Raw genomic sequence first — 18,308 nt, 5'->3', positions numbered from 1 at the left:
GAAAGCGTGGCATGGTACAGCCAATCGTGCCACTCGCAGTATGTTAGTTTTTCGGGGCGTTGGGTTTGGTGGCATTGTTCAGTATTAAATTGCTTTCAGGTCATCAAACATTAACAAGCGACTGTGATGTCAAGCTGCCAACTTGAGGTCGCTTTCTCCCCAGTAAGTACCGTCTCTCACCATGGCATTTAGTATCACGATCATCTTTCGCATGCAGGCCGTCAGGGCGACTTTTTTATGTTTGCCCTGGTTCACGAGCCGCTTATAAAACTCTCGGATCATCGGATTGTGAATCGTCGATGAAAGGGTGGCCATATAGAGAATCGTTCGAACAGGTGCTCTGCCACCTCTTATTCGACGCTTCCCCCTGAGAGACCCGCTATCTCTGTTGAATGGTGCTACGCCGACGAGCGCTGCGATCTCCTTGGGGCTCAGGTTACCCAGCTCCGGCAGTTCCGCTATTAGCGTAGTCGCCAGTAATTTACCTACCCCAGGAACCGATTCGAGCTGTTCGCGCTTGGAGCGCCAAAGCTCCTCGGCTTTGATTGCTTTATCGAGCTTTTCGTCGACTCTCTCGATTTCCTTTTCCAGGAATTTAATATGGCGGCGGTAATCAGCTTGAAGGCACTTGGGCATTATCTTTCCTCTGTTTTTCTCCATCGTGCGCATGGTCATAAGCTGCCGCCGTCTAACCAGTAAGTCTTTGATTTGACGCTGTATTTTTGATTCTGGAGGCATAACCTTAGGCTGCATCACTGCACCAAACTCTGCGATGAGCTTCGCGTCAACCTTGTCTGTCTTGGCGAGAACCCCTGCGGCTCCCGCGTAGCGTCGCACCTTTAACGGATTCACAATTACGACAGGAATGCCAACTTCAACGAGTTGCTCATAAAACAGGCGTTCATACCGGCCGGTCGCTTCTAGCACGACCCTTTCGACCTTGAACCGGCGTATCGCCTTGATCCATTTATTGATCGCGGTTTTGGTGTTATCAATTTGCCAATACCGGTCTCGCTCGTGGATGTAGATATCAAGAAAAGCCTTCCCAATATCTGCACCGACGTTTACCCCTTTTGTAGCTATTTCGCGCATTGTGAGATCATCCCATCCTTGCTACATTCGGGCTCATGAGGCCCATTCGACTGTTCGGGTTATACATAGGGTCGGTGTGGCGCTACACGCTTGTTAACGGGCTAGGTAGAACCTGCTCCTGCCAGGCATCGAGCTGCCACACCGGTAACTTGTGGAGGCAAGTTACGGGCCTCACTTTATCGAATATTTGGGGAATTTGACCATACAAGGCCGGGCAATTTGCTCCGGGCCTGCGGCCCTCCGCGGGACAGCTTACCTTGCGCACGTTTTGCGCGGGTCGCTGCGCTCCCATTTTCGCGCAAAACGCGCACAAGGTAAGCTGCCCCTGCCGGCGGCGTTAGCTGATAAGAAGTAAAAATGAACCTCGAAGATCTAAAAATAAAAGAATTATTGAAGCTGCAGGCTTCGGTAACTAAAGAGCTTCAGAGAAGAGAAGTTGTTCGCACGCAGAATAATCCATTAGGTGATTACACTGAGTGGTTGGTTGCCAACGCGCTTGACCTGGAGCTTGAGGCCAATTCAAAAGCCGGCTATGACGGAATTTCAAAAAGTGGCGTAAAAATTCAGATAAAAGGGCGTCGGGTAACGCCTAAGAATAAGTCACGTCAGTTGAGCGCAATTCGAAAGTATAAAGAAAGAGATTTTGATGAGCTCGCGGCTGTAATTTATGATGAAGAATTCAATGTCATTGAGGCTCTTATAATTCCTCATGAAGTTGTCGGAGAGTATGCATCGTATCGAGAGCATGTAAATGCCCACATACTAATCTTGAAAGGCCCAATCCTCACAGATCCTAGGGTTCGGTGTATCAAGCAGGCATTGTCCAGCTAACAAAGTGCTGCAGCCGACGGCTTGCTTTGCGCACTTTTTGCGCGGTCGCTGCGCTCCCATTTTCGCGCAAAAAGCGCACAAAGCAAGCCGCTGCTGAGCGCGGCGTTAGAGCAGTATGAAAATTTTAGTAGTAATCGTCATTCTAATTGCTATGTTCACTTCCGGATGCGTAGTGACAGACTCGCGTTTAGCCATGTCATTAAGTGAAGAAACTGCGTCGAGGCTGGGTAAAAATGGTTATGCAGAGATCGCTTCTGAATATGGTTTTGAGCTTTCTGATAGGCTGAATGCATCTTCTTGGAAATATTGCAATAAAGATCTTCCGCTGTCAGTTACGCGGGAGATTGAAGAATGTCCAAAAAAATTAGCTGGGATCAGTATAAATCTGGGTTGCAGAACCTATATGTTTCCAAGCTATCTAGGGCTGAATTGGAGTATTTGAATAAAGCTGATCTAGATGATGCTGATGATCCTCGTGTCCAAAACTTTGTACTCTTGAGTCTTCTCATACCTTACGTCATCTTCGAGAGCTGCTCTGATATGGCTCTAGAAGAAGTTCGGCAATTTATGGAGAGCGCGCAGTGCCGACCGCCCTAGTATCAAGTTTGAACCGCGACAATACCTGTTATCTTCCATAGTACATCTCTTCTGGGGTTTTGTAGCCGAACCGTTTTCTGGGGCGGCTATTTAATTTCATTGCAATAGCGTCACATTGCTGCTGCGTAATGTCTTCCATGCTTTGATTCTTCGGAAGGTATTGTCTGATTAATCCATTGACATGCTCATTGCTTCCTCGCTCCCAGGAGTGGTACGGGGTGGCAAAATAGAATTTTACTGCACAGCAGTCTTCAATCTTCTTATATTGGTGGAATTCAGTACCATTGTCAGCGGTTATAGTTTTAATGTTTCTCGGATCACGGTTAATTAACCGTACAGTTTTTTTGTTCAGCTCATAGGTTGATTTATTTTTGAGCTTTCCAATCATGACAAACCCCGTTTTACGCTCCAGCAATGTAACAATGCAGTGGTTGCTGCCCCGGCCGTGAACAGTGTCAATTTCCCAATGGCCCTTGTAACGCCTGCCCTCAACACTTTTAGGTCGGTCTGTGATGTGCCGTTTATCCGCAAGTCGCCCCCTGCTGTCATAGGCTTTGTAGCGCTTTCGACGCTGCTTTGAGGCTTGGCGTAAATGCGTCCATAAATTGCCGCCATTCTTCTTATTTCTCCAGATATACTGGTAGATAGTTTCGTGGCTTAACCGGCGTTCCATCAATTTATGTCTGCGTATATAACCGACTATTTGCTCTGGGCTGTACTTTTTCCGAAGTAACGCTCGCACAAGTTTAAAGTGGCGTTCAGAGTAGTGCCTATTACGACGTGATCGTCTACGTCGCCCTCGAGTACGACTGTCGGCCTTGCTCGGTCTATAACCGCCATCTGTTCGGTGGCAGCTGTTACGTTGGAACTCCCTATAGAGAGTACTCCTGTGGCGTCCAGTCAACTCGGCAATATGGCTGACGGAAAGACCTTGTGCACGATAGGCCGCAATCGTGTATCTTTCTTCTCTGGTGATCTGTTGATACTTCATTGGTGCAATTCACTTCTTGGCGGGAGTAAAATGCCCCTAGTATCGCAGATCACCTCCAGTTTTAGGTAATGTGTCGCGGTTAGTATATGAATCCGGGAGCCTTAACAATCAGCGGCAGAGCGACATCCAACACTACGCGCCTTTTATGTTACTCGCTGTCGCTCAAACATTAACACAAAACGCGCTCCGCGTTGGCTGCGCCTGCGCTGGGCGTTCAGGCTGTAGAAAAACTCTTAAAACCTAGTGGATTTTGATAAAATCTGCGGGCCCGGTTTCGAGATCCCGTCATGCCTAACTTCAAGCCCTATAATTACAGCCAGGACACAATGGTTGTAATCAATTTCGAAGATCAATTGCAGCCGAATACCTTCGAGTACACGCTGCATCACCTGATCGACAACCGTATCAATCTTTCCGCTTTCTACGACAAGTATAAGAATGAAGGTGGTGGTCGGTCTGCATATGATCCGGCTATTCTCTTGAAGATTATCCTGTTCGCTTACTCCAAAGGCATCACGTCCAGCCGGGAGATCCAATGGCAGTGTGAGCATAATATACTGTTCAAAGCTCTGTCCTGTGACAGCGTGCCGCACTTCACCAGTATTGCCAGCTTTGTGAGTAGTTATCCCGATGCCATACAGTCTGTCTTCGAGCAGGTGCTGATGGTTTGCGACCAGGAAGGTCTTTTGGGTAATGAACTCTTTGCCATTGATGGCTGCAAGATGTCGTCGAATGCCAGCAAGTCACACTCTGGAACTTTTAAAGAGCTCGAGGAAAAGCAGGCAAAGATCCGCAAGAAGATCCGTCATTGTCTATCGGAACATAAGAAGCTGGATGGAAGGAAGCCCGCCGAACGGGAGCGGAAGCAGCGTCTGGAGCAGGCGAATAAAACCTTGGAGAAGCACTTTGAAAAGATTGACAACTTCCTAAAGACGCAAGCCCCAAGGATGGGGCAGGGTAAGAAGCCGAAAGAAGTCAAAAGTAACATCACCGACAACGAGTCGGCCAAGATGACCACCAGCAAAGGTACCATCCAGGGGTACAACGGTGTCGCGGCGGTGGACAAGAAACACCAGATTATTGTCGAGGCGCAGGCCTTTGGTGAGGGGCAGGAAACCCACACATTAAAGCCAATTCTCGATGGCATTAATACGCGCTATCGGAATGCCGGCATCGCCGAGGACATTCTTGCGGAGCAGGTGATTGTCACCGCGGATACCGGGTTTTCCAGTGAGGACAATAATGCGTTGCTGAGAGGCGAAGGTATCAACGCTTACATCCCCGATAACCAGTTCCGCTCCCGCGACAAGGCGTTTGCTAAGCAAAAAGAGAAACATGGCAAGCGTCATCGAGATACCGTAAAGGGCGTTAAGCAGGTGATTCCTGCGAGCGAGTTCAAGCTTAATAAAAGAAGCAAGACCTGTATCTGCCCCGCTGGCAATGAAATGTTGCTCTATCGAGAAGAGCACGTCAGTGCAGGAAAGCGAAAGCTCTTCTTTGAAGGTCGGCTGACGGATTGTCGCCACTGCCCAATTAAACACCAGTGCATGCGTAACCCGGCTTCGGCCGATACCCGAGACGGCCACGGCCGACAGGTGTCCTTTACCTGGACCAATGGAAAAACCGCAATGGACTGGATGAAGAAGCGGATCGATAGCCTGGAAGGGAAAACGATTTACAGTCATCGCATGTCGGTGGTGGAGCCGGTCTTTGGCAATATCGGTACCAACAAGCGATTAAATCGCTTCTCGTTGCGTGGCAAACGCAAGGTGCAGGGGCAATGGCAGATGTTTTGTCTGGTGCACAACATCGAGAAGTTGATGAATTACGGCGCTATCCACTGATTAGCAGGGTTATCCACACTTGTGTCGCCGAAATATGCGAAAAATACACACAAGCGTGATTATGTTAAAGATGTGTGATTGAATTGTGATCAAGAAATGTCAATTGAAAGCAGCCAAGAGAGAGCGATTGTGAGAGTCGTTTTTCTACAGGCTCGTTAACTGCAGTTAGTCGGCATAGTGTGGATAAATAATGAAAATAAGTATTATCAAAGATCATGTTGTCGGCGGCGTATCTTACTTCGTGTTAAGTATGGCGATAGCCATGCTTTTCCTAAACACGTTAACCGCTGAAGATGAAACATTTCGCTTACTGGGTAAGAGCTTCCTCTTGGCTCTGGGGTACTATGCCGCGGTAGCAGGCCCCTTAGTCGCGTACGGCAAGGGCTGTCAAAAACAGGATGGCAAGGGTTGGCGGGCCACGTTCGCGGTGGTGTATGTAATTTACTCGCTTCTTTTCATCGGTATAGTCAGTCTGGTGGCTTACATTGCATTCAGCAGTTAACAAAGCCAGGCAAGATGCTCCGGGCCTTCGGCCCTCCGCGGGACAGCTTACCTTGTGCACCTTTTGCGCGGGTCGCTGTGCTCCCATTTTTGCGCAAAACGCGCACAAGGTAAGCTGCCCCTGCTGGCGGCGTTCAGGCTGTAGAAAAACTCGAGCCTCTCTCTAGTAGATAAATTTTTCGTGCGGAGAGTGCCCTGAAATGCTTTTCGCCATGTAAAGTAGATCCAGAATTCACGAAGAGACGCGATTTTCTGGGTGAAATATGAGCAGTAAGTAAAGGCCGGAGTTTTTCTACAGCCTCGTTATGCGTTCAGTAAATTCCACGCTCGATCTATGGAGGTGTTAAATGGAAATTAGTAATTCAGTAGTAGCATCTCAGATGCTTATCCGGCGCCCTATAGCTGAATGTTTTGAAGCATTTGTAAACCCGGAGATCACAACAAAGTTCTGGTTCACGAAAAGCAGTGGTTGTCTCGAGCTTGGCAAGAAAATACGCTGGGATTGGGAAATGTTTGGCGTTGGTGATTCTCTCACGGTCAAAGAGCTAGAAGAAAACCATCGCATATTGGTTGAGTGGGATTCAGATCCGACCACCGTTGAATGGCTCTTCGAGCCTATCGGGAATGACGCCACATTAGTCAAAATATCCAACTGGGGATTTCCAGGAAGTTGCGACAAGGTATTACCTCAAGCGATTGATGCTAAGGGTGGTTATACAATGGTTCTTGCTGGCCTGAAAGCGTGGCTCGAGCATGGTGTCGAACTTAACTTGGTTCGAGACCAATTTCCAAAGGGATGCCCAGCATGAATTATACGCATAACGAATAAGGATAGATCGCGCGCAGCCGCGATCTCATCCAGTTGTTGGACAAGCCCGGGCTTTCCGGAAAGTTCTTTATATAAGCAAATATATTTTTCTGGCGTGGTGGGTGTTTCGCACAAGCTGTGTTATTAATTTTTTGAAGGCGAGCGGGAGCCTTGGCCTTTTTCTGCAGCCAATGTGATCGACATCAGTTGCTCATAGGATGCTTTTCTCCTTGCTTATGACTTCCGGTGTTTAATACGATCCTGACGGGCTATCCGGATAGCCAGCCAGGCCTGAAGGCCTGAACAAACTGCAGTGGCGCCTTGCATATCGGGCAATGCAATACAGGCTTTTCCTTTGCCTTGAATGAGTCGATGACCACTTTCAATGTCACTTGCACGAGCTGCAGCAATCGTTTGGCATTGCCGTGCAGAAATCCGTAATCGCGTACGCGCCGAAAGCCCTTGGGGAGTACATGCTGCAGTACCACCCACAAGAAGTCGGCGCCAGGTAATGTTCGCGTTTTGGGGCTGCCGCTTTTGCTTTCGATATACCGGAAGGTTACTTCGCCGTTTCGATCACTGAGAATTTGTTTCTCGCTGATCACACCGCGATAAAGGTATTTTGATAAATACTCCAGAGCGGGTTGTCCCCTGCCGACGGATTGGCACTGAACGATCCACTTTATTGGCGTGTTGGGCACTGGCAGTCCAGCCTCTTGCAGGGCCTGGAGCATCCGTGCACGGAAGACTTTGGCAAGTGTTTGGCCGTTGAACAGGTATTTACCCTTTACCTTCTTCCACTGCCGTCTACTTCGGTTCACCGCACCGCCGGGAATCACGACATGGCAGTGCGGGTGATAATCCAGACGTCGGCTATGGCTGTGGAGTACGCTGGTCATGCCGATCTCGCCGCTGAGCTGATCGTCGTTGAGTGCGAAGGTTTTGAGAACCCCGGCGGCAGTGGTCATCAACAGGTCATAGACGGTTTTTTGATGGCGCCAGGCCAGTGTGCGAAGCTCCGCCGGGAGGGTAAAAGTCACCATGAAGTACTCCACCGGCAACAGCTTGGCCCTGCGGGCTGGACGCGCTAACGCGCGCCGCTGCTTTGGGTGTTATGAGCTTCCATGGCCTAATGGTTCGCAGTACTATTATGTAATACATGTGAATACATCGGAGGGTGTGTCATGAGCTTAACCAGTATCCGCCTCAATAATGAGGTCGAAATCCCGCTTGAAAACCTCTCAAAGAAGCTTGATAGAAGTAAAAATTACCTTATTAATCAAGCAATTAGGGAGTTTATTGCGCGCCAAGAAATGGAAGAGACTCTTTGGTCAGATACCTTGGAGGCTCTTGATTCTATCAAGTCCGGTAAGGCGGTTAGTGCCCAAGAGGTAGAATCCTGGCTGCAGAGCTGGGGCGGCCCAAATGAAAAGGCCCCACCTAAACCATGATTTTGCAGTATTCACCGGAGTCTATTGCTGATCTTACCCGCCTCAGAGAGTTTATTGCTGAGAAAAACCCAATTGCAGCGCAGCGTATAGCCGGCGAGCTTTTGGAGGGCATCAAGAAACTTGAAGACTTTCCCCAAATCGGTATTCCAGTTTCTCGTGCGCCTGACCCAGATAAAATTCGAGATCTGTACATCGGAAATTACGTGGTCCGCTATTTGGTTGCTGTAGATACCATTTACATATTGAGGCTCTGGCATACCAAGGAGGTGGGTCGTGGCTCCTCGTATCAAGTTTGAACCGCGTTAATGATGATTATCTTCCACAGTAGCTTCTGCTGGTGTTTTGTAGCTAGAACCTCTCTCTGGAACCGCTATCCTGTCGCTTGTTGATGCGGCAGTCTCTACGCTGCCACAATTCAATCAACCGCATGGCCACAGGCCCTGTATGAGAAAGCGAGGGGTAATAGAGGGAACCGTTTTCCCCCACCTGGATATTCGTACTACTGCCACATTGAATGATCTTTTGTAAGAGGAGTGTCTCTAATGGGTAAGCTCAAGTTCACGGTATTTATCATGTTGCTGGTGGCGGCGTTTGCGACCAATGCCAGTGGCTCTTTTCGGCTTCCAAATGGAAAGCTCATTCAGGAAGGAAAGAGTAAGCAAGAGGTCATTTACCTTGCCGGTGCGCCGCTTTATTCCGAGGTCGAAACGATCGCGGTGGACGAGGGAAATGGCGGCACACCAATCAAGCGGGAAATCCTCACCTATCGTCTCCCCAGCTCACTTGGGGGCATGTCTCTTGTGATTGTTACTGTCGAGAACAATACGGTGGTTGCCGTGGAGTCGAAACAAGAGAGCCGAATGTAGGCGAAGTGGCTCTGGTAGTGGGATTGCGGTAGTCAGCGCCTTGATGGAGGATTCTGCCGCCCAGTTTGCGGTCTTTCGTCAACTTTCTCCAGTTTGCTCGGATAAGGGCGTGAGTGCGCGGGTACGATTCTATACTCTGGATTCTGCCGTGGTGGCGGTACTGCCATCTTTAACACTTCGTTCGGGAGGATTCTGAAATGGAAGGTATCTTAGGGCTTATTATTCTGATTGCTGATATCTACGCGATCATCAAAATTCTGCAGAGTTCTGCCAGCGGTCTGAAAAAACTGGTGTGGGTGCTTGTTGTGGTGCTTCTGCCGGTAATCGGCTTGATCGCCTGGTTTCTTATCGGCCCCGGGGGTAAGGCAGGCTGACACCTGCCGCCCGCTCTGTACCTAGTTCATGGTTGCGGTCCCTCGGGGGCCCCGCCGAAAAGCCCCCGGGAGTGCCCCTGATTCAGGAGGTGCGTGTGGCTAATGCGCTACTGTGCTGTCCGGGGAGCGGTAATTGCGGCAGTGATGAGACGGCCTGCATCAGGCCCTGTTCGTAGAGTCTGGCGGCCTGTTCTTTTTCCCCCAGGGCAAATAACAGGCGTGCCAGTTCCGCAGAGGTGACCGGGTCTGAGCGCAGCAGCAGGCTCTTTTCAAAGTGCTGTCGCGCTTTGCCCCAGATTTCGTTGCGCAGACAGAGTCGGCCAAGGCAGGTCAAGAGGTCGGCGTTTTCTCCATACTCCTTTTGCCAGCCGTCGGCGACGGAAAGTTGCTGGCTGGCATCGGCACCGGTGAGGTGGCCGTACAGGCGCACGGTATCGGCGCGCCACTCGCGATTCAGTATCCAGCGCAGATGTTTTTCTGCTTCCACGTCGTCGCCAATCTGATGCAGCATTTCTCCATACAGGTTGCGCAGTTCAATATTGCGCTGCCAGCGTCCACTCAGGCTTTGCCAGGTCTCGCGCAGTTTTTCCTTGTCCTTGCGGTTTGCCGCTTCTCGCATCAGGTTCTGATAGACCTCGAGCTCCAGTTGTTGCAGCTGGGACTCGGGCATGGTGCCGTGCTTCTCCAGGCGTGGTAGTAGTTCGCGCAGGCCGTGCCATTCACCGATGTGGTAGTAAGCCTGGCGCAGTAACTGCAATAGCGCCGGGTGGTTGGGTTCTTCCTGCATGGCCCGCTGCAGGCTCGCGATGCACTGTTCGTAGTGCTTATCCAGCAGCTGCATGCGCGCCTGGCTGATGGCTACGGCCAGTTGGGTGTCGTCGCCGGTGGCTTCGGCTTTGGCCAGCAGTTCGTTGGCTTCGTCGCGGTAGCCGAGCTCGAAGGCGCTGCGTGCGGCGGCCAGGTAGTTGATGATGGGGGCGTCGGAGCGCGCGGCGCTTTTTAGCAGCAGACGACGGGCGCGCGCCCAGTTGCCCTCCATGTATTCCACCAGGCCGTTGGTCAGGCGCCGGCGCGCCATGCGGCTGCGGCCAAACCGGATGCGGCTGACGCTGCCGCCAATGGCGCGGGCGAGACTGCGCAGCAGCCAGATAAACAGGAACAGCGCGAGTATGGTGAGCGCCAGTCCGCCCACCGCAACCCACAGGTTCATTTCGATACGTTTGCCGGTGTCGCCGCCAACGGTTAACAGCAGGTAGCCGGGGTAGGAACGCATGGCTTCCGCCAGTAGCGCGCCGCCGAGCAGTAAGACCAGCGTGAAAAAGAGGAAGCGCTTCACCAGTTGCTACCTCCATTGTCACCGTTGCCAGGTTGTCCGGACGACACCTTGTGCATTTTGTCGATAAAGTTGCGCAGCGCACTTTGCGATGCGCTGAGGTCTGGCAGCTCGGTTTTTATGTTTTCCTGGCCGAGTGCATCCAGCTCCCGCAGGATCACCTGACGCTGCTGATTTTCCACCCCGTAATCCAACAGCAGCTGGCGGGCATGGTTGATAGCATCCTTGTAGACGGTGTCGTCTGCGCGGAGCACGGCGAGTTCCGCCTGCTCCATATTCAGCCGCAGGCTCTGGCGGAAGCGGGTTTCACTTTGCGGTGACAGCAGGATGGGGTCCACTTCACCGTCGCGGATACGTACCGAGCCTTTGATGAAATTGACAAAATTCTGCCAGCTGGAACGGAAGTGTGCTTCGCCAACCTCCCCGTTGTCGGCCTGGCTTTGTGCCACGGCAGCATCCCGCTTGGCGAGATCGAACTGTGGCTGGATATTGAGTTTTACCATCTGTTCTTCCAGCGCACGCAGGCGCAGGTAGAGGCCCTCGCGGTCTACGGTTTCCGCCAGCTTGAGGGCGGTGATGTCGCGGGCGATCTGCTGGCGTACCCCGTAGAGATCCGGCATATCCACGTTGCGAATGATTTTATCGACCTCCTGCAGCAGGCCCAGTGCGGCGCGACTGTCCTGTTCCAGCATCAGGCGCTGGTTGGCCAGGCGCAGCAGGTAATCGGCCTCGGCCAGTTGCCAGTCTTCACGGCTGGCGTTACCCAGTTGGCTCAGGCGGTTGCCCTGGGCGGTGACATTGCGTTGCAGCCCGGCGATCTGTTGCTGCAGTTGTGCGATGGTCTGGTTGAGCTGTTCCACGGTCTGGCTTTGGGTGGCCAACTGCTCTCGCAGGTGGTTGATCTGCTCCAGGTTCTGGTGCTGTGGCGGCACCGGGGAGGTGGCCGCAGGCTGGCGCGGTTGCGAGGCTTCCGGTTGGAGTCTGGGCTGCTCTGCTTGCGGGATGGGCGACCGGGAGTCGTTTGTGTTGTCGGTATCTGAGGTACCGGGGGTGGTTGCGTCAGTGGCTGCATTTTCAGAGCCGATATTGCCGCTGCTGGCGGTGTTGCCAACACTGCCGCGATCGGCCTGTGCCGGGAGCTGGCTGCCGCTGCTGTCCGTGGGTGTCGCAGGCGCGCCTCCCGCACTGCCACGGGACTGGCTCCCGAGTGCGCCGCCGGCAGAAAAATGCTGACCGATCAGCGGCAGTTCCTGCAGATGGGCATTGACCTGCGAGCGCACCGCCGGAATGAAGTACCAGGCGGCAACTGCGAGTGCGACCAGGGTGATCAGCAGCAGCCAGAACCACATCCAACCGTGTCCTTTTTTGGCGGTGCCTTTGCGGGCGGAGGTGGGCTTGGTGCCGGAGGTGCTGGTTTTACCCTTGTCGCCCGGACGACCTTGCGCGGCCTTGGCAAAGTTGCTTTTGGGTTCCGCTTTTTCGGTCACCATCGGCACATCTTTTTCATCGCTGTTTTTTTTGCCGTCTGGGTTGGCGGAAGCTGGGGCTTTTTTATCGCTCATGGGCTCGCTTGCTCAGGGTGAGTGCGTTGGGGCATGGACCACTAGCGGTAGTCAGGTCGATCGCGGGGGTGGCTACCGATAGAAAATTTGTCGCCAAATTATAGCGACTGCAGCCGCTCTTTATACGAAGTCTGGCGCGGAAATAAAATTTTTTACTGATGTAGGCGGAAATTCAGCAATCGTCGGCGGATAGTGCGTCTTGCAGTGCGGCGAGCATGGCGGTGTCCCCGGCATTGGTTGCGGCAACTGCATTGGTGAATCCGAGCGCGCGGGCGCGATCGGCCACACGCTGGCTCGGGAGGATGACCGGTTGTGTCAACAGTGCCCGGCGCTGCTCGGCGTCGAGATTGCCCAGAAGGCGGTGGAAATTCTCCAGGGTTTCGCCGCTGTGCAGGGTGGTGGCATCGGGAATGTGGCGGTACTGGCGCAACTGTTCCTGCGCCGGGGTTGGCAACAGCCGTTGATACAGTTCGCAGTAGTCGAGGCGCGCGCCGCGTTCAGTGAGGGTTTTGCCCATCAGTGGCCGCCCCCCCTGACCGCGGAAGATGATTACGCGTTCGCCTGCGGGATTCTGCAGGGTTGGCAGGGAGAGCAGGGCCTCGGAGTCCATGGTGTCGCCGGCGCAGGCTTCGGGCTCGGCGCCGCGCTGGCGTATGGCGCGGGCCGTGGCCGCCCCCACGGCGTAGTAGCGGGGGCCCAGTGGCAGTTGCGGCCAGTAGTCATCCAGCCAGTCGAAGGCCCCGTGCACTGCGTTCTGGGACACAAAGATGGCGTGGTCGAACTGGTCGAAGTCCATGATCAGGTTCTTGATCGCCTGCCTGGCTGCCGCATCCTGTACCGGCGCAATCTCCAGCAGGGGAATGCTGTCCACCAGTGCGCCTTCGGCTTCGAGCCGCTGTTGCCAGGCGGCGCTCTGGTGGGGCGGCCGGGTAATGAGGATACGCCGGCCGCGCAGTGCGGCAGTTTTTGAGTCGTGCATGGCTGAGTGGTGCATGGCAGTACCCGAATCCGAAGGTCCTTCGCTGGATCAGATTTCCGCGAGAATCCTGTCGGCGCCCGCTTGCAGGAGCTGTTCGGCCAGGGCGATCCCCATGGCCTCCGCGTCTTCGATGCCGCCGTGTATCTCGGCGCTCAGCATGGTTTCGCCATCCGGGCTTCCCACCAGTCCGCGCAGGTGCAGTTGGGTTTTCGCCGCATCGCTGAAGATGGCGTAACAGCCGATGGGCACCTGACAGCCACCATTCAGGCGTTTTACCATCGCGCGCTCGGCCACCAGACGATGGCTGGTGTCGGTGTGGTGAAGTGGGGCGAGCAGCGCTTCCAGCGCGGGATCGCGGCGGCACTCGATGCCGACTGCGCCCTGGCCCCCTGCCGGCAGCAGGACTTCGGGTTCGATAAAGTCGGCGATGCGCTCGCGCATTTCCAGGCGCAGCAGACCGGCGGCGGCGAGGATGATGGCGTCGTACTCACCGGCGTCCATTTTGGCCAGTCGGGTATTGACGTTGCCGCGCAGGAACTTCACTTGCAGGTCCGGGCGGATCGCGAGTAACTGGCACTGGCGGCGCAGGCTCGAGGTGCCCACAACCGCACCCTGTGGCAGGGCTTCGATCGAGGCGTGGTGATTACTGACGAAGGCATCCCGGGGGTCTTCCCGTTCGCAGATTACCGGCAGGTGCAGCCCTTCCGGGAATTCCATGGGGACGTCTTTCATGGAGTGCACGGCGATGTCCGCGCGCTCCTCCAGCATGGCCTTCTCCAGTTCTTTTACGAACAGGCCCTTGCCGCCGACCTTGTTCAGGGGGATATCCAGCAGCTGGTCGCCGCGACTGGTGAGCGGCAGTAGTTCTACGGTGAGGCTCGGGTGGTGCCGTTCGAGTTGCTGCTTGACGAAGTTGGCCTGCCATAGAGCGAGTGCACTCTCGCGGGTGGCGATGCGGATGGTGGAGATCGGCGCGGTGGCGCTAGTGGCAGTTTGGGACATGCGAGAATCGGGACCAGCTGGAATTTCGCGCAAGTCTACCAGTTTGCCCTGGGATTTAGCGACCGTCGCCCACGGGATCAGCCGGTATGCCTGCGCAGCCAGTCCTCGAGAAAGATACGCGCGGCGATGGAGTCCACCGGCTGGCTGGCGTAGTCGCCCCGGTGCCCGCGCTCCCGGGCTTCGTCTTTGGCGGCGCGGGTACTGAGGCGCTCGTCAGCATATGCCACCGGCAGGCCGAGACGCCCGTGCAAACGCTGGCCGAACTTGCGTGCACGGACCGCGAAATCGCTTTCGCTGCCGTCCATATTGAGCGGCAGCCCCACCACGAGCACGCCGGGTTGCCATTCACTGACAATGCGCTGGACCCGGTCCCAGTCCGGCTTGCCGTCTTTTGCCGGCAGCGGCTCCAGCTCGCGGGCGCTGCCGGTAAGGCTCTGGCCGTAGGCGAGCCCGATGGATGAGGTGCCAAAGTCGAAGGCGAGGGCGGAGATGGGCTTCATGATGGTGGCTCAGGCGTGACCGGATTGGGAGCCCATCCCGGATAAATCGATACCGTGGCGGGCAGCGGCGGACTGCCAGCGGTGTTCCCAGGGGGTGGCAAACAGGATTTCCGGTTCCGCCGGCAGGGTCAGCCACGCGTTTTCGGCAATCTCCTCCTCCAGTTGCCCCGGACCCCACCCGGCATAGCCGAGGGCCAGCAGTACGTCGTCGGGGCCGCGCCCGGCGGCGAGGGATTCGATGATGTCTTTGGAGGCGGTGAGACTGATGTGGTCAGAGACCTCGGCGGTGGAGGCGAACTGCATCCCGCGGCCGTGGAGTACGAAGCCCTGTTCCTGGGCCACAGGGCCGCCGATCAGCACCGGTTCTTCGCCGCGCAGGCTGGCGTCTTCCAGATCCAGCTGGGAAAAGACTTCCTTCCAGGTCACCTTGCTGGGGGCGTTGATCACTACCCCCATGGTGCCGTCGGCGCTGTGCTCGCAGATAAAGGTGACCGCGTGTACAAAGCGCGGGTCCTGCATGCCCGGCATGGCAATCAGCAGTTGCCCGCGCAGGCTGTTGTGAGTCAGGTCGCTATCGATTTGGGAGGGGTTGTTTGCTTGCATGGCTGTAGTTTAGGACCTGTCAGCCGCGACCGGGAGATTTACCGGCGGCGGTAGAAAACCCGGTCATTTCAAAACGCCAGGTGCGGATGATTTCCAGGCGGTCGGCCTGCTGGCGGATCTCCGCCGGGAAGGGTGCAAACGGCGCGGCGAGGCGCACAATCTGCTGGGCCGCATCGTCGAGGATGCGCTCGCCGGAGGATTCCAGAATGACCACCTCCTCCACGGCGCCGGTGGGTAGCAGGCGCACCATCATGCGCAGGTCGCCGGTAATCTGTCGCGCCAGGGCCTCCTCGGGAAAGTTGTCGTTACCGACCGCCTCCACCTTCTGGCGCCAGTCGTGCAGATAGGCGGCATCGGCAGAAGCCTTGGTGGCAACGGAGGTCAGCCGGCGCACTCGCGGGCGCTGGGCGATGGTCTGACGAATCTTGTCGAGACGCGCCTGCAGGCTGGCGATCTCTGGGTTGCTGGGTGGCAGATCGGTGGGGGCGTCGCCGCGCTTCTCTTCCGAGCGTTTGTCTTCCGCCGGTAGCTCCGGAGCCTGGGTGGGGCTGTCTCCGACAGTGGTGATCAGCTGGCGCAACTGGTCTGCCGGGCGCGCGGCCTGCTGTTGGGGCAGAGGGTTGACCTGGCGAATGCTGGTGTCGGCGATTTCCGCCTGGCGGTCGGTGGAGAGTTCTTTGGGGGTCTCCGCGGTGCCACTGGCCTGCTGGTTGTGCTGGGCCAGGTAATCCGCATCCTCCGGAGCCTCCACCGATTTGTGCTGGGCGAGGGTCACCTCAAGCGTGGGCGGCGCCTCTTTGGCTTCCGGTGCGGTGAAGGCGACGCCGAAAATGAGCAGCGCGTGCAGTGCGCAGGCCAGAAACAGGGCAAAAGTGAACCGGTCTCCCGTGGCGGGCTGGCTGCCGGGGAATGACGCGGGTGCCGGTGAAGGGCTCTGTGTTTGGCTGGCGGCTGCGTTCATTGTGCTTATTGTTGTGATACGGCTTGTTGTACTGCGGTGTCTGTCGGTCGGTTTTTGCCGGCGGGCTCCAGGCTGTCTGGAGCCACAGCAACATGTTGAGGCGTCAGTTTATCCCTTTTTTGCCAATCGGTCTGTGATCGCGTGCATCAGCAGGTCACCAATGTTGGTGCCATAGGCGGCATCGATCTCGCGCACACAGGTGGGGCTGGTGACGTTCACTTCGGTGAGGTAGTCGCCGATGACATCCAGCCCCACAAACAGCAGTCCTTTTTCTTTCAGGGTGGGGCCGACGCGGCGGGTAATCTCCAGATCCCGTGCGCTCAGGGGGCGGGCTTCGCCGCGGCCTCCCGCGGCCAGGTTGCCACGGGTTTCGCCGCCCTGGGGAATGCGTGCCAGGCAGTAGGGTACCGGCTCGCCGTCCACCATCAGGATGCGCTTGTCGCCGTCTTTGATCTCGGGAATATAGCGCTGGCCCATGATCTGACGTTTGCCGTTGTCGGTAAGGGTTTCCAGAATGGCGCCAACATTTCCGCCATCCGGTTTTACATGAAAGATCCCGGCGCCACCCATGCCATCGAGGGGCTTGAAGATGACATTCTTGTGCTCCCCGTGGAAAGCGCGCAGTTGCTGCATGTCCCGGCTGACAATCAGTGGCGGGATACAGTCGGCAAAATGGGTGGCAAAGATTTTTTCATTGCAGTCGCGCAGGGACTGGGGCTTGTTGGCCACCAGCGTGCCGGCCCGCTCCGCGGCTTCGAGGATGTAGGTGGAGTAGATGTACTCATTGTCGAAAGGGGGATCGACACGCATTAACAGCACATCGAGGTCGCCCAGGTTTACCGCTGTGCGCTCGCCCATCGTGTACCAGCGTTGGGGGTCGTCGAAGACCTCCAGGGGGGCGCCGTTACCCATGGGTGTGCCGCCGTCCAGATAAAGATCGCTCTGCAAAAAGTACTGCAGCTTGAAGCCGGCGCGCTGGGCGGCCAGTAGCAGCGCCAGGGTGGTGTCTTTTTTGAAGCTGATATTGGCGATGGGGTCCATGACCACGCCGAGAGTCTGGCTCATAGGAATTCCGTAAATCTGAACGTTGATCGGGTCGCTGCCGGGTGGGGACGCGGATCCGTGGATCTGCGCAAAGTGGGTAAGGTAAGAGGGTGGGACCGGGTTCGCAAGGTGCCGATTGAAAACACCTGTCCAATAAAGTGCGGCATCGCTCACAAAATGATCGTTGGATGCGGCGCAGCCTGTGCGTCGCTAGATTCACTCTGGTATCTGTGATACAAGTTTGCATCTGATCTGCGCCCGCCGGTCACCGGGTTTGTGAGATGGCTCTAAACCCGCCCCAGGTGGCTATCCGCAGCGACGATCGGACCCCGTAAAGAGGTTGCACAGACAGGCTCGGCGCATTTTGCCGGTAGGCCTGAAAATAAGTAAAAGGGGATTTGGGAACACACACTATGGAGCTCAACTGGGAAAGTCTCACCGTAATGGTGATTGACGACAGTAAAACCATTCGTCGCACCGCAGAAACGCTGTTGCAGAAGGCGGGTTGCGCGGTGGTGACTGCCACCGATGGATTCGACGCCCTGGCAAAAATTGCCGATTCGCGTCCGGATATCATTTTTGTGGACATCATGATGCCGCGTCTCGACGGCTATCAGACCTGTGCACTGATCAAGAACAACAGCGAGTTCCGCAGCACGCCTGTGGTCATGCTGTCCAGTAAAGACGGTCTGTTCGACAAGGCCAAGGGGCGCGTGGTTGGCTGCGATCAGTACCTGACCAAGCCATTCAGCAAGAGTGAGTTGCTGGGGGCTATTTCCGCTCACGCCAAGCCGCATCACGCCGCCTGAGAAGAAGTTCTCAATCCGGGCGTGAAACCCGTGGCAGAAATGGCGTAGACTATGGCGTCCTGCGTAGCTGACGGTGTGCACCGGTCATTTTCCCGGTGGCGCGCAAGTCGTCGCCAGACATCGACAGCTACAGCAACTTAATAACAAAGCGTAAGGTCGC

The 18,308-nt window shown here is 55.4% G+C and carries 20 protein-coding genes and 1 pseudogene; 10 read left to right on the top strand and 11 right to left on the bottom strand.

Annotation, left to right across the window (positions count from 1 at the left end; genetic code table 11):
- Nucleotides 1–129: 129 nt before the first annotated feature.
- The gene (locus LRR79_RS02145) at nt 130–1,092 is read right to left on the bottom strand and encodes an IS110 family RNA-guided transposase (RefSeq protein WP_231758783.1); all 963 of its coding nucleotides are present in this window, start codon (nt 1,090–1,092) and stop codon (nt 130–132) included.
- Between the two features lie 357 nt (nt 1,093–1,449).
- Here LRR79_RS02145 and LRR79_RS02140 point away from each other — a divergent pair, with 357 nt between their 5' ends.
- Together LRR79_RS02140 and LRR79_RS02135 are read left to right on the top strand one after the other, a co-directional pair.
- Nucleotides 1,450–1,923, top strand: a complete 474-nt coding sequence (locus LRR79_RS02140) for a DUF6998 domain-containing protein (protein WP_231758782.1) — start codon at nt 1,450–1,452, stop codon at nt 1,921–1,923.
- Between the two features lie 115 nt (nt 1,924–2,038).
- A complete protein-coding gene (locus LRR79_RS02135; protein WP_231758781.1) occupies nt 2,039–2,365 on the top strand; it encodes a hypothetical protein in 327 nt (108 codons plus the stop codon).
- A 183-nt stretch (nt 2,366–2,548) separates the two neighbouring features.
- Here LRR79_RS02135 and LRR79_RS02130 read toward each other — a convergent pair whose 3' ends face one another.
- Nucleotides 2,549–3,511, bottom strand: coding sequence for an IS30 family transposase (locus tag LRR79_RS02130; protein ID WP_231758780.1), 963 nt, complete (start codon nt 3,509–3,511; stop codon nt 2,549–2,551).
- A gap of 287 nt (nt 3,512–3,798) precedes the next feature.
- Here LRR79_RS02130 and LRR79_RS02125 point away from each other — a divergent pair, with 287 nt between their 5' ends.
- The 3 genes from LRR79_RS02125 (at nt 3,799) to LRR79_RS02115 (ending at nt 6,665) form a co-directional block, all read left to right on the top strand.
- Nucleotides 3,799–5,355, top strand: coding sequence for an IS1182 family transposase (locus LRR79_RS02125; RefSeq protein ID WP_456085663.1), 1,557 nt, complete (start codon nt 3,799–3,801; stop codon nt 5,353–5,355).
- Between the two features lie 190 nt (nt 5,356–5,545).
- A complete protein-coding gene (locus LRR79_RS02120) occupies nt 5,546–5,857 on the top strand; it encodes a hypothetical protein (protein ID WP_231758778.1) in 312 nt (103 codons plus the stop codon).
- A 346-nt stretch (nt 5,858–6,203) separates the two neighbouring features.
- Nucleotides 6,204–6,665: an SRPBCC family protein gene (locus LRR79_RS02115; RefSeq protein ID WP_231758777.1), complete on the top strand. Its 462-nt coding sequence runs from the start codon at nt 6,204–6,206 to the stop codon at nt 6,663–6,665.
- A gap of 268 nt (nt 6,666–6,933) precedes the next feature.
- Here the strand turns inward: LRR79_RS02115 and LRR79_RS02110 are convergent.
- Nucleotides 6,934–7,740: pseudogene (locus tag LRR79_RS02110) on the bottom strand (IS91 family transposase); the annotation flags it as partial.
- Between the two features lie 108 nt (nt 7,741–7,848).
- Between LRR79_RS02110 and LRR79_RS02105 the strand changes: the two are divergent.
- From LRR79_RS02105 to LRR79_RS02090, 4 genes are all read left to right on the top strand, one after another.
- A complete protein-coding gene (locus LRR79_RS02105; RefSeq protein WP_166214682.1) occupies nt 7,849–8,115 on the top strand; it encodes a CopG family ribbon-helix-helix protein in 267 nt (88 codons plus the stop codon).
- On the top strand, nt 8,112–8,411 hold the full coding sequence (locus LRR79_RS02100) for a type II toxin-antitoxin system RelE/ParE family toxin (RefSeq protein ID WP_231758775.1): 300 nt from the start codon (nt 8,112–8,114) through the stop codon (nt 8,409–8,411). Before LRR79_RS02105 ends, LRR79_RS02100 begins: the two co-directional genes overlap by 4 nt.
- Nucleotides 8,412–8,657: 246 nt before the next feature.
- Complete coding sequence (locus tag LRR79_RS02095; RefSeq protein ID WP_231758774.1) at nt 8,658–8,981, top strand: hypothetical protein; 324 nt, start codon at nt 8,658–8,660, stop codon at nt 8,979–8,981.
- A 197-nt stretch (nt 8,982–9,178) separates the two neighbouring features.
- Nucleotides 9,179–9,355: a PLDc N-terminal domain-containing protein gene (locus LRR79_RS02090; protein WP_231758773.1), complete on the top strand. Its 177-nt coding sequence runs from the start codon at nt 9,179–9,181 to the stop codon at nt 9,353–9,355.
- Between the two features lie 82 nt (nt 9,356–9,437).
- Here the strand turns inward: LRR79_RS02090 and LRR79_RS02085 are convergent, their stop codons facing one another.
- From LRR79_RS02085 to gshB, 8 genes are all read right to left on the bottom strand, one after another.
- Nucleotides 9,438–10,691 (bottom strand): heme biosynthesis HemY N-terminal domain-containing protein, encoded by a 1,254-nt coding sequence (locus tag LRR79_RS02085; protein WP_231758772.1) that lies wholly within the window; start codon nt 10,689–10,691, stop codon nt 9,438–9,440.
- Nucleotides 10,688–12,250, bottom strand: a complete 1,563-nt coding sequence (locus tag LRR79_RS02080) for a uroporphyrinogen-III C-methyltransferase (protein WP_231758771.1) — start codon at nt 12,248–12,250, stop codon at nt 10,688–10,690. The genes LRR79_RS02085 and LRR79_RS02080 overlap by 4 nt, the downstream gene beginning before the upstream one ends.
- A 172-nt stretch (nt 12,251–12,422) precedes the next feature.
- Nucleotides 12,423–13,244 carry a uroporphyrinogen-III synthase gene (locus LRR79_RS02075; RefSeq protein WP_231758770.1) on the bottom strand — a complete coding sequence of 274 codons (822 nt, stop codon included), beginning with the start codon at nt 13,242–13,244 and terminating at the stop codon, nt 12,423–12,425.
- Nucleotides 13,245–13,277: 33 nt separating this feature from the next.
- Nucleotides 13,278–14,231 carry a hydroxymethylbilane synthase gene (hemC, locus tag LRR79_RS02070; RefSeq protein ID WP_231758769.1) on the bottom strand — a complete coding sequence of 318 codons (954 nt, stop codon included), beginning with the start codon at nt 14,229–14,231 and terminating at the stop codon, nt 13,278–13,280.
- Between the two features lie 77 nt (nt 14,232–14,308).
- Entirely contained in the window at nt 14,309–14,731 is a 423-nt protein-coding gene (gene ruvX / locus LRR79_RS02065) for a Holliday junction resolvase RuvX (protein ID WP_231758768.1), read from the bottom strand.
- A gap of 9 nt (nt 14,732–14,740) precedes the next feature.
- Nucleotides 14,741–15,334, bottom strand: a complete 594-nt coding sequence (locus tag LRR79_RS02060) for a YqgE/AlgH family protein (RefSeq protein ID WP_231758767.1) — start codon at nt 15,332–15,334, stop codon at nt 14,741–14,743.
- 19 nt (nt 15,335–15,353) lie between these two features.
- The gene (locus tag LRR79_RS02055; protein WP_231758766.1) at nt 15,354–16,295 is read right to left on the bottom strand and encodes an energy transducer TonB; all 942 of its coding nucleotides are present in this window, start codon (nt 16,293–16,295) and stop codon (nt 15,354–15,356) included.
- Nucleotides 16,296–16,403: 108 nt separating this feature from the next.
- Entirely contained in the window at nt 16,404–17,360 is a 957-nt protein-coding gene (gshB, locus tag LRR79_RS02050) for a glutathione synthase (protein WP_231758765.1), read from the bottom strand.
- A gap of 392 nt (nt 17,361–17,752) precedes the next feature.
- Between gshB and pilG the strand changes: the two genes are divergently transcribed.
- Nucleotides 17,753–18,148, top strand: coding sequence for a twitching motility response regulator PilG (gene pilG / locus LRR79_RS02045; protein ID WP_010132439.1), 396 nt, complete (start codon nt 17,753–17,755; stop codon nt 18,146–18,148).
- Nucleotides 18,149–18,308 lie beyond the last annotated feature (160 nt).

The sequence above is a fragment of the Microbulbifer elongatus genome, from assembly GCF_021165935.1.
GTDB classification, from domain to species: domain Bacteria; phylum Pseudomonadota; class Gammaproteobacteria; order Pseudomonadales; family Cellvibrionaceae; genus Microbulbifer; species Microbulbifer elongatus.
Note: the sequence above shows the minus strand (reverse complement) of the source record. Positions and strands in the feature narration are given on the sequence as shown.

Coding starts and splice junctions, on each gene's coding strand:
- LRR79_RS02145 (WP_231758783.1), bottom strand. CDS start 1,092: ATGCGCGAAATAGCTACAAAAGGGGTAAACGTCGGTGCAGATATTGGG.
- LRR79_RS02140 (WP_231758782.1), top strand. CDS start 1,450: ATGAACCTCGAAGATCTAAAAATAAAAGAATTATTGAAGCTGCAGGCT.
- LRR79_RS02135 (WP_231758781.1), top strand. CDS start 2,039: ATGAAAATTTTAGTAGTAATCGTCATTCTAATTGCTATGTTCACTTCC.
- LRR79_RS02130 (WP_231758780.1), bottom strand. CDS start 3,511: ATGAAGTATCAACAGATCACCAGAGAAGAAAGATACACGATTGCGGCC.
- LRR79_RS02125 (WP_456085663.1), top strand. CDS start 3,799: ATGCCTAACTTCAAGCCCTATAATTACAGCCAGGACACAATGGTTGTA.
- LRR79_RS02120 (WP_231758778.1), top strand. CDS start 5,546: ATGAAAATAAGTATTATCAAAGATCATGTTGTCGGCGGCGTATCTTAC.
- LRR79_RS02115 (WP_231758777.1), top strand. CDS start 6,204: ATGGAAATTAGTAATTCAGTAGTAGCATCTCAGATGCTTATCCGGCGC.
- LRR79_RS02105 (WP_166214682.1), top strand. CDS start 7,849: ATGAGCTTAACCAGTATCCGCCTCAATAATGAGGTCGAAATCCCGCTT.
- LRR79_RS02100 (WP_231758775.1), top strand. CDS start 8,112: ATGATTTTGCAGTATTCACCGGAGTCTATTGCTGATCTTACCCGCCTC.
- LRR79_RS02095 (WP_231758774.1), top strand. CDS start 8,658: ATGGGTAAGCTCAAGTTCACGGTATTTATCATGTTGCTGGTGGCGGCG.
- LRR79_RS02090 (WP_231758773.1), top strand. CDS start 9,179: ATGGAAGGTATCTTAGGGCTTATTATTCTGATTGCTGATATCTACGCG.
- LRR79_RS02080 (WP_231758771.1), bottom strand. CDS start 12,250: ATGAGCGATAAAAAAGCCCCAGCTTCCGCCAACCCAGACGGCAAAAAA.
- LRR79_RS02075 (WP_231758770.1), bottom strand. CDS start 13,244: ATGCACCACTCAGCCATGCACGACTCAAAAACTGCCGCACTGCGCGGC.
- hemC (WP_231758769.1), bottom strand. CDS start 14,231: ATGTCCCAAACTGCCACTAGCGCCACCGCGCCGATCTCCACCATCCGC.
- ruvX (WP_231758768.1), bottom strand. CDS start 14,731: ATGAAGCCCATCTCCGCCCTCGCCTTCGACTTTGGCACCTCATCCATC.
- LRR79_RS02060 (WP_231758767.1), bottom strand. CDS start 15,334: ATGCAAGCAAACAACCCCTCCCAAATCGATAGCGACCTGACTCACAAC.
- LRR79_RS02055 (WP_231758766.1), bottom strand. CDS start 16,295: ATGAACGCAGCCGCCAGCCAAACACAGAGCCCTTCACCGGCACCCGCG.
- gshB (WP_231758765.1), bottom strand. CDS start 17,360: ATGAGCCAGACTCTCGGCGTGGTCATGGACCCCATCGCCAATATCAGC.
- pilG (WP_010132439.1), top strand. CDS start 17,753: ATGGAGCTCAACTGGGAAAGTCTCACCGTAATGGTGATTGACGACAGT.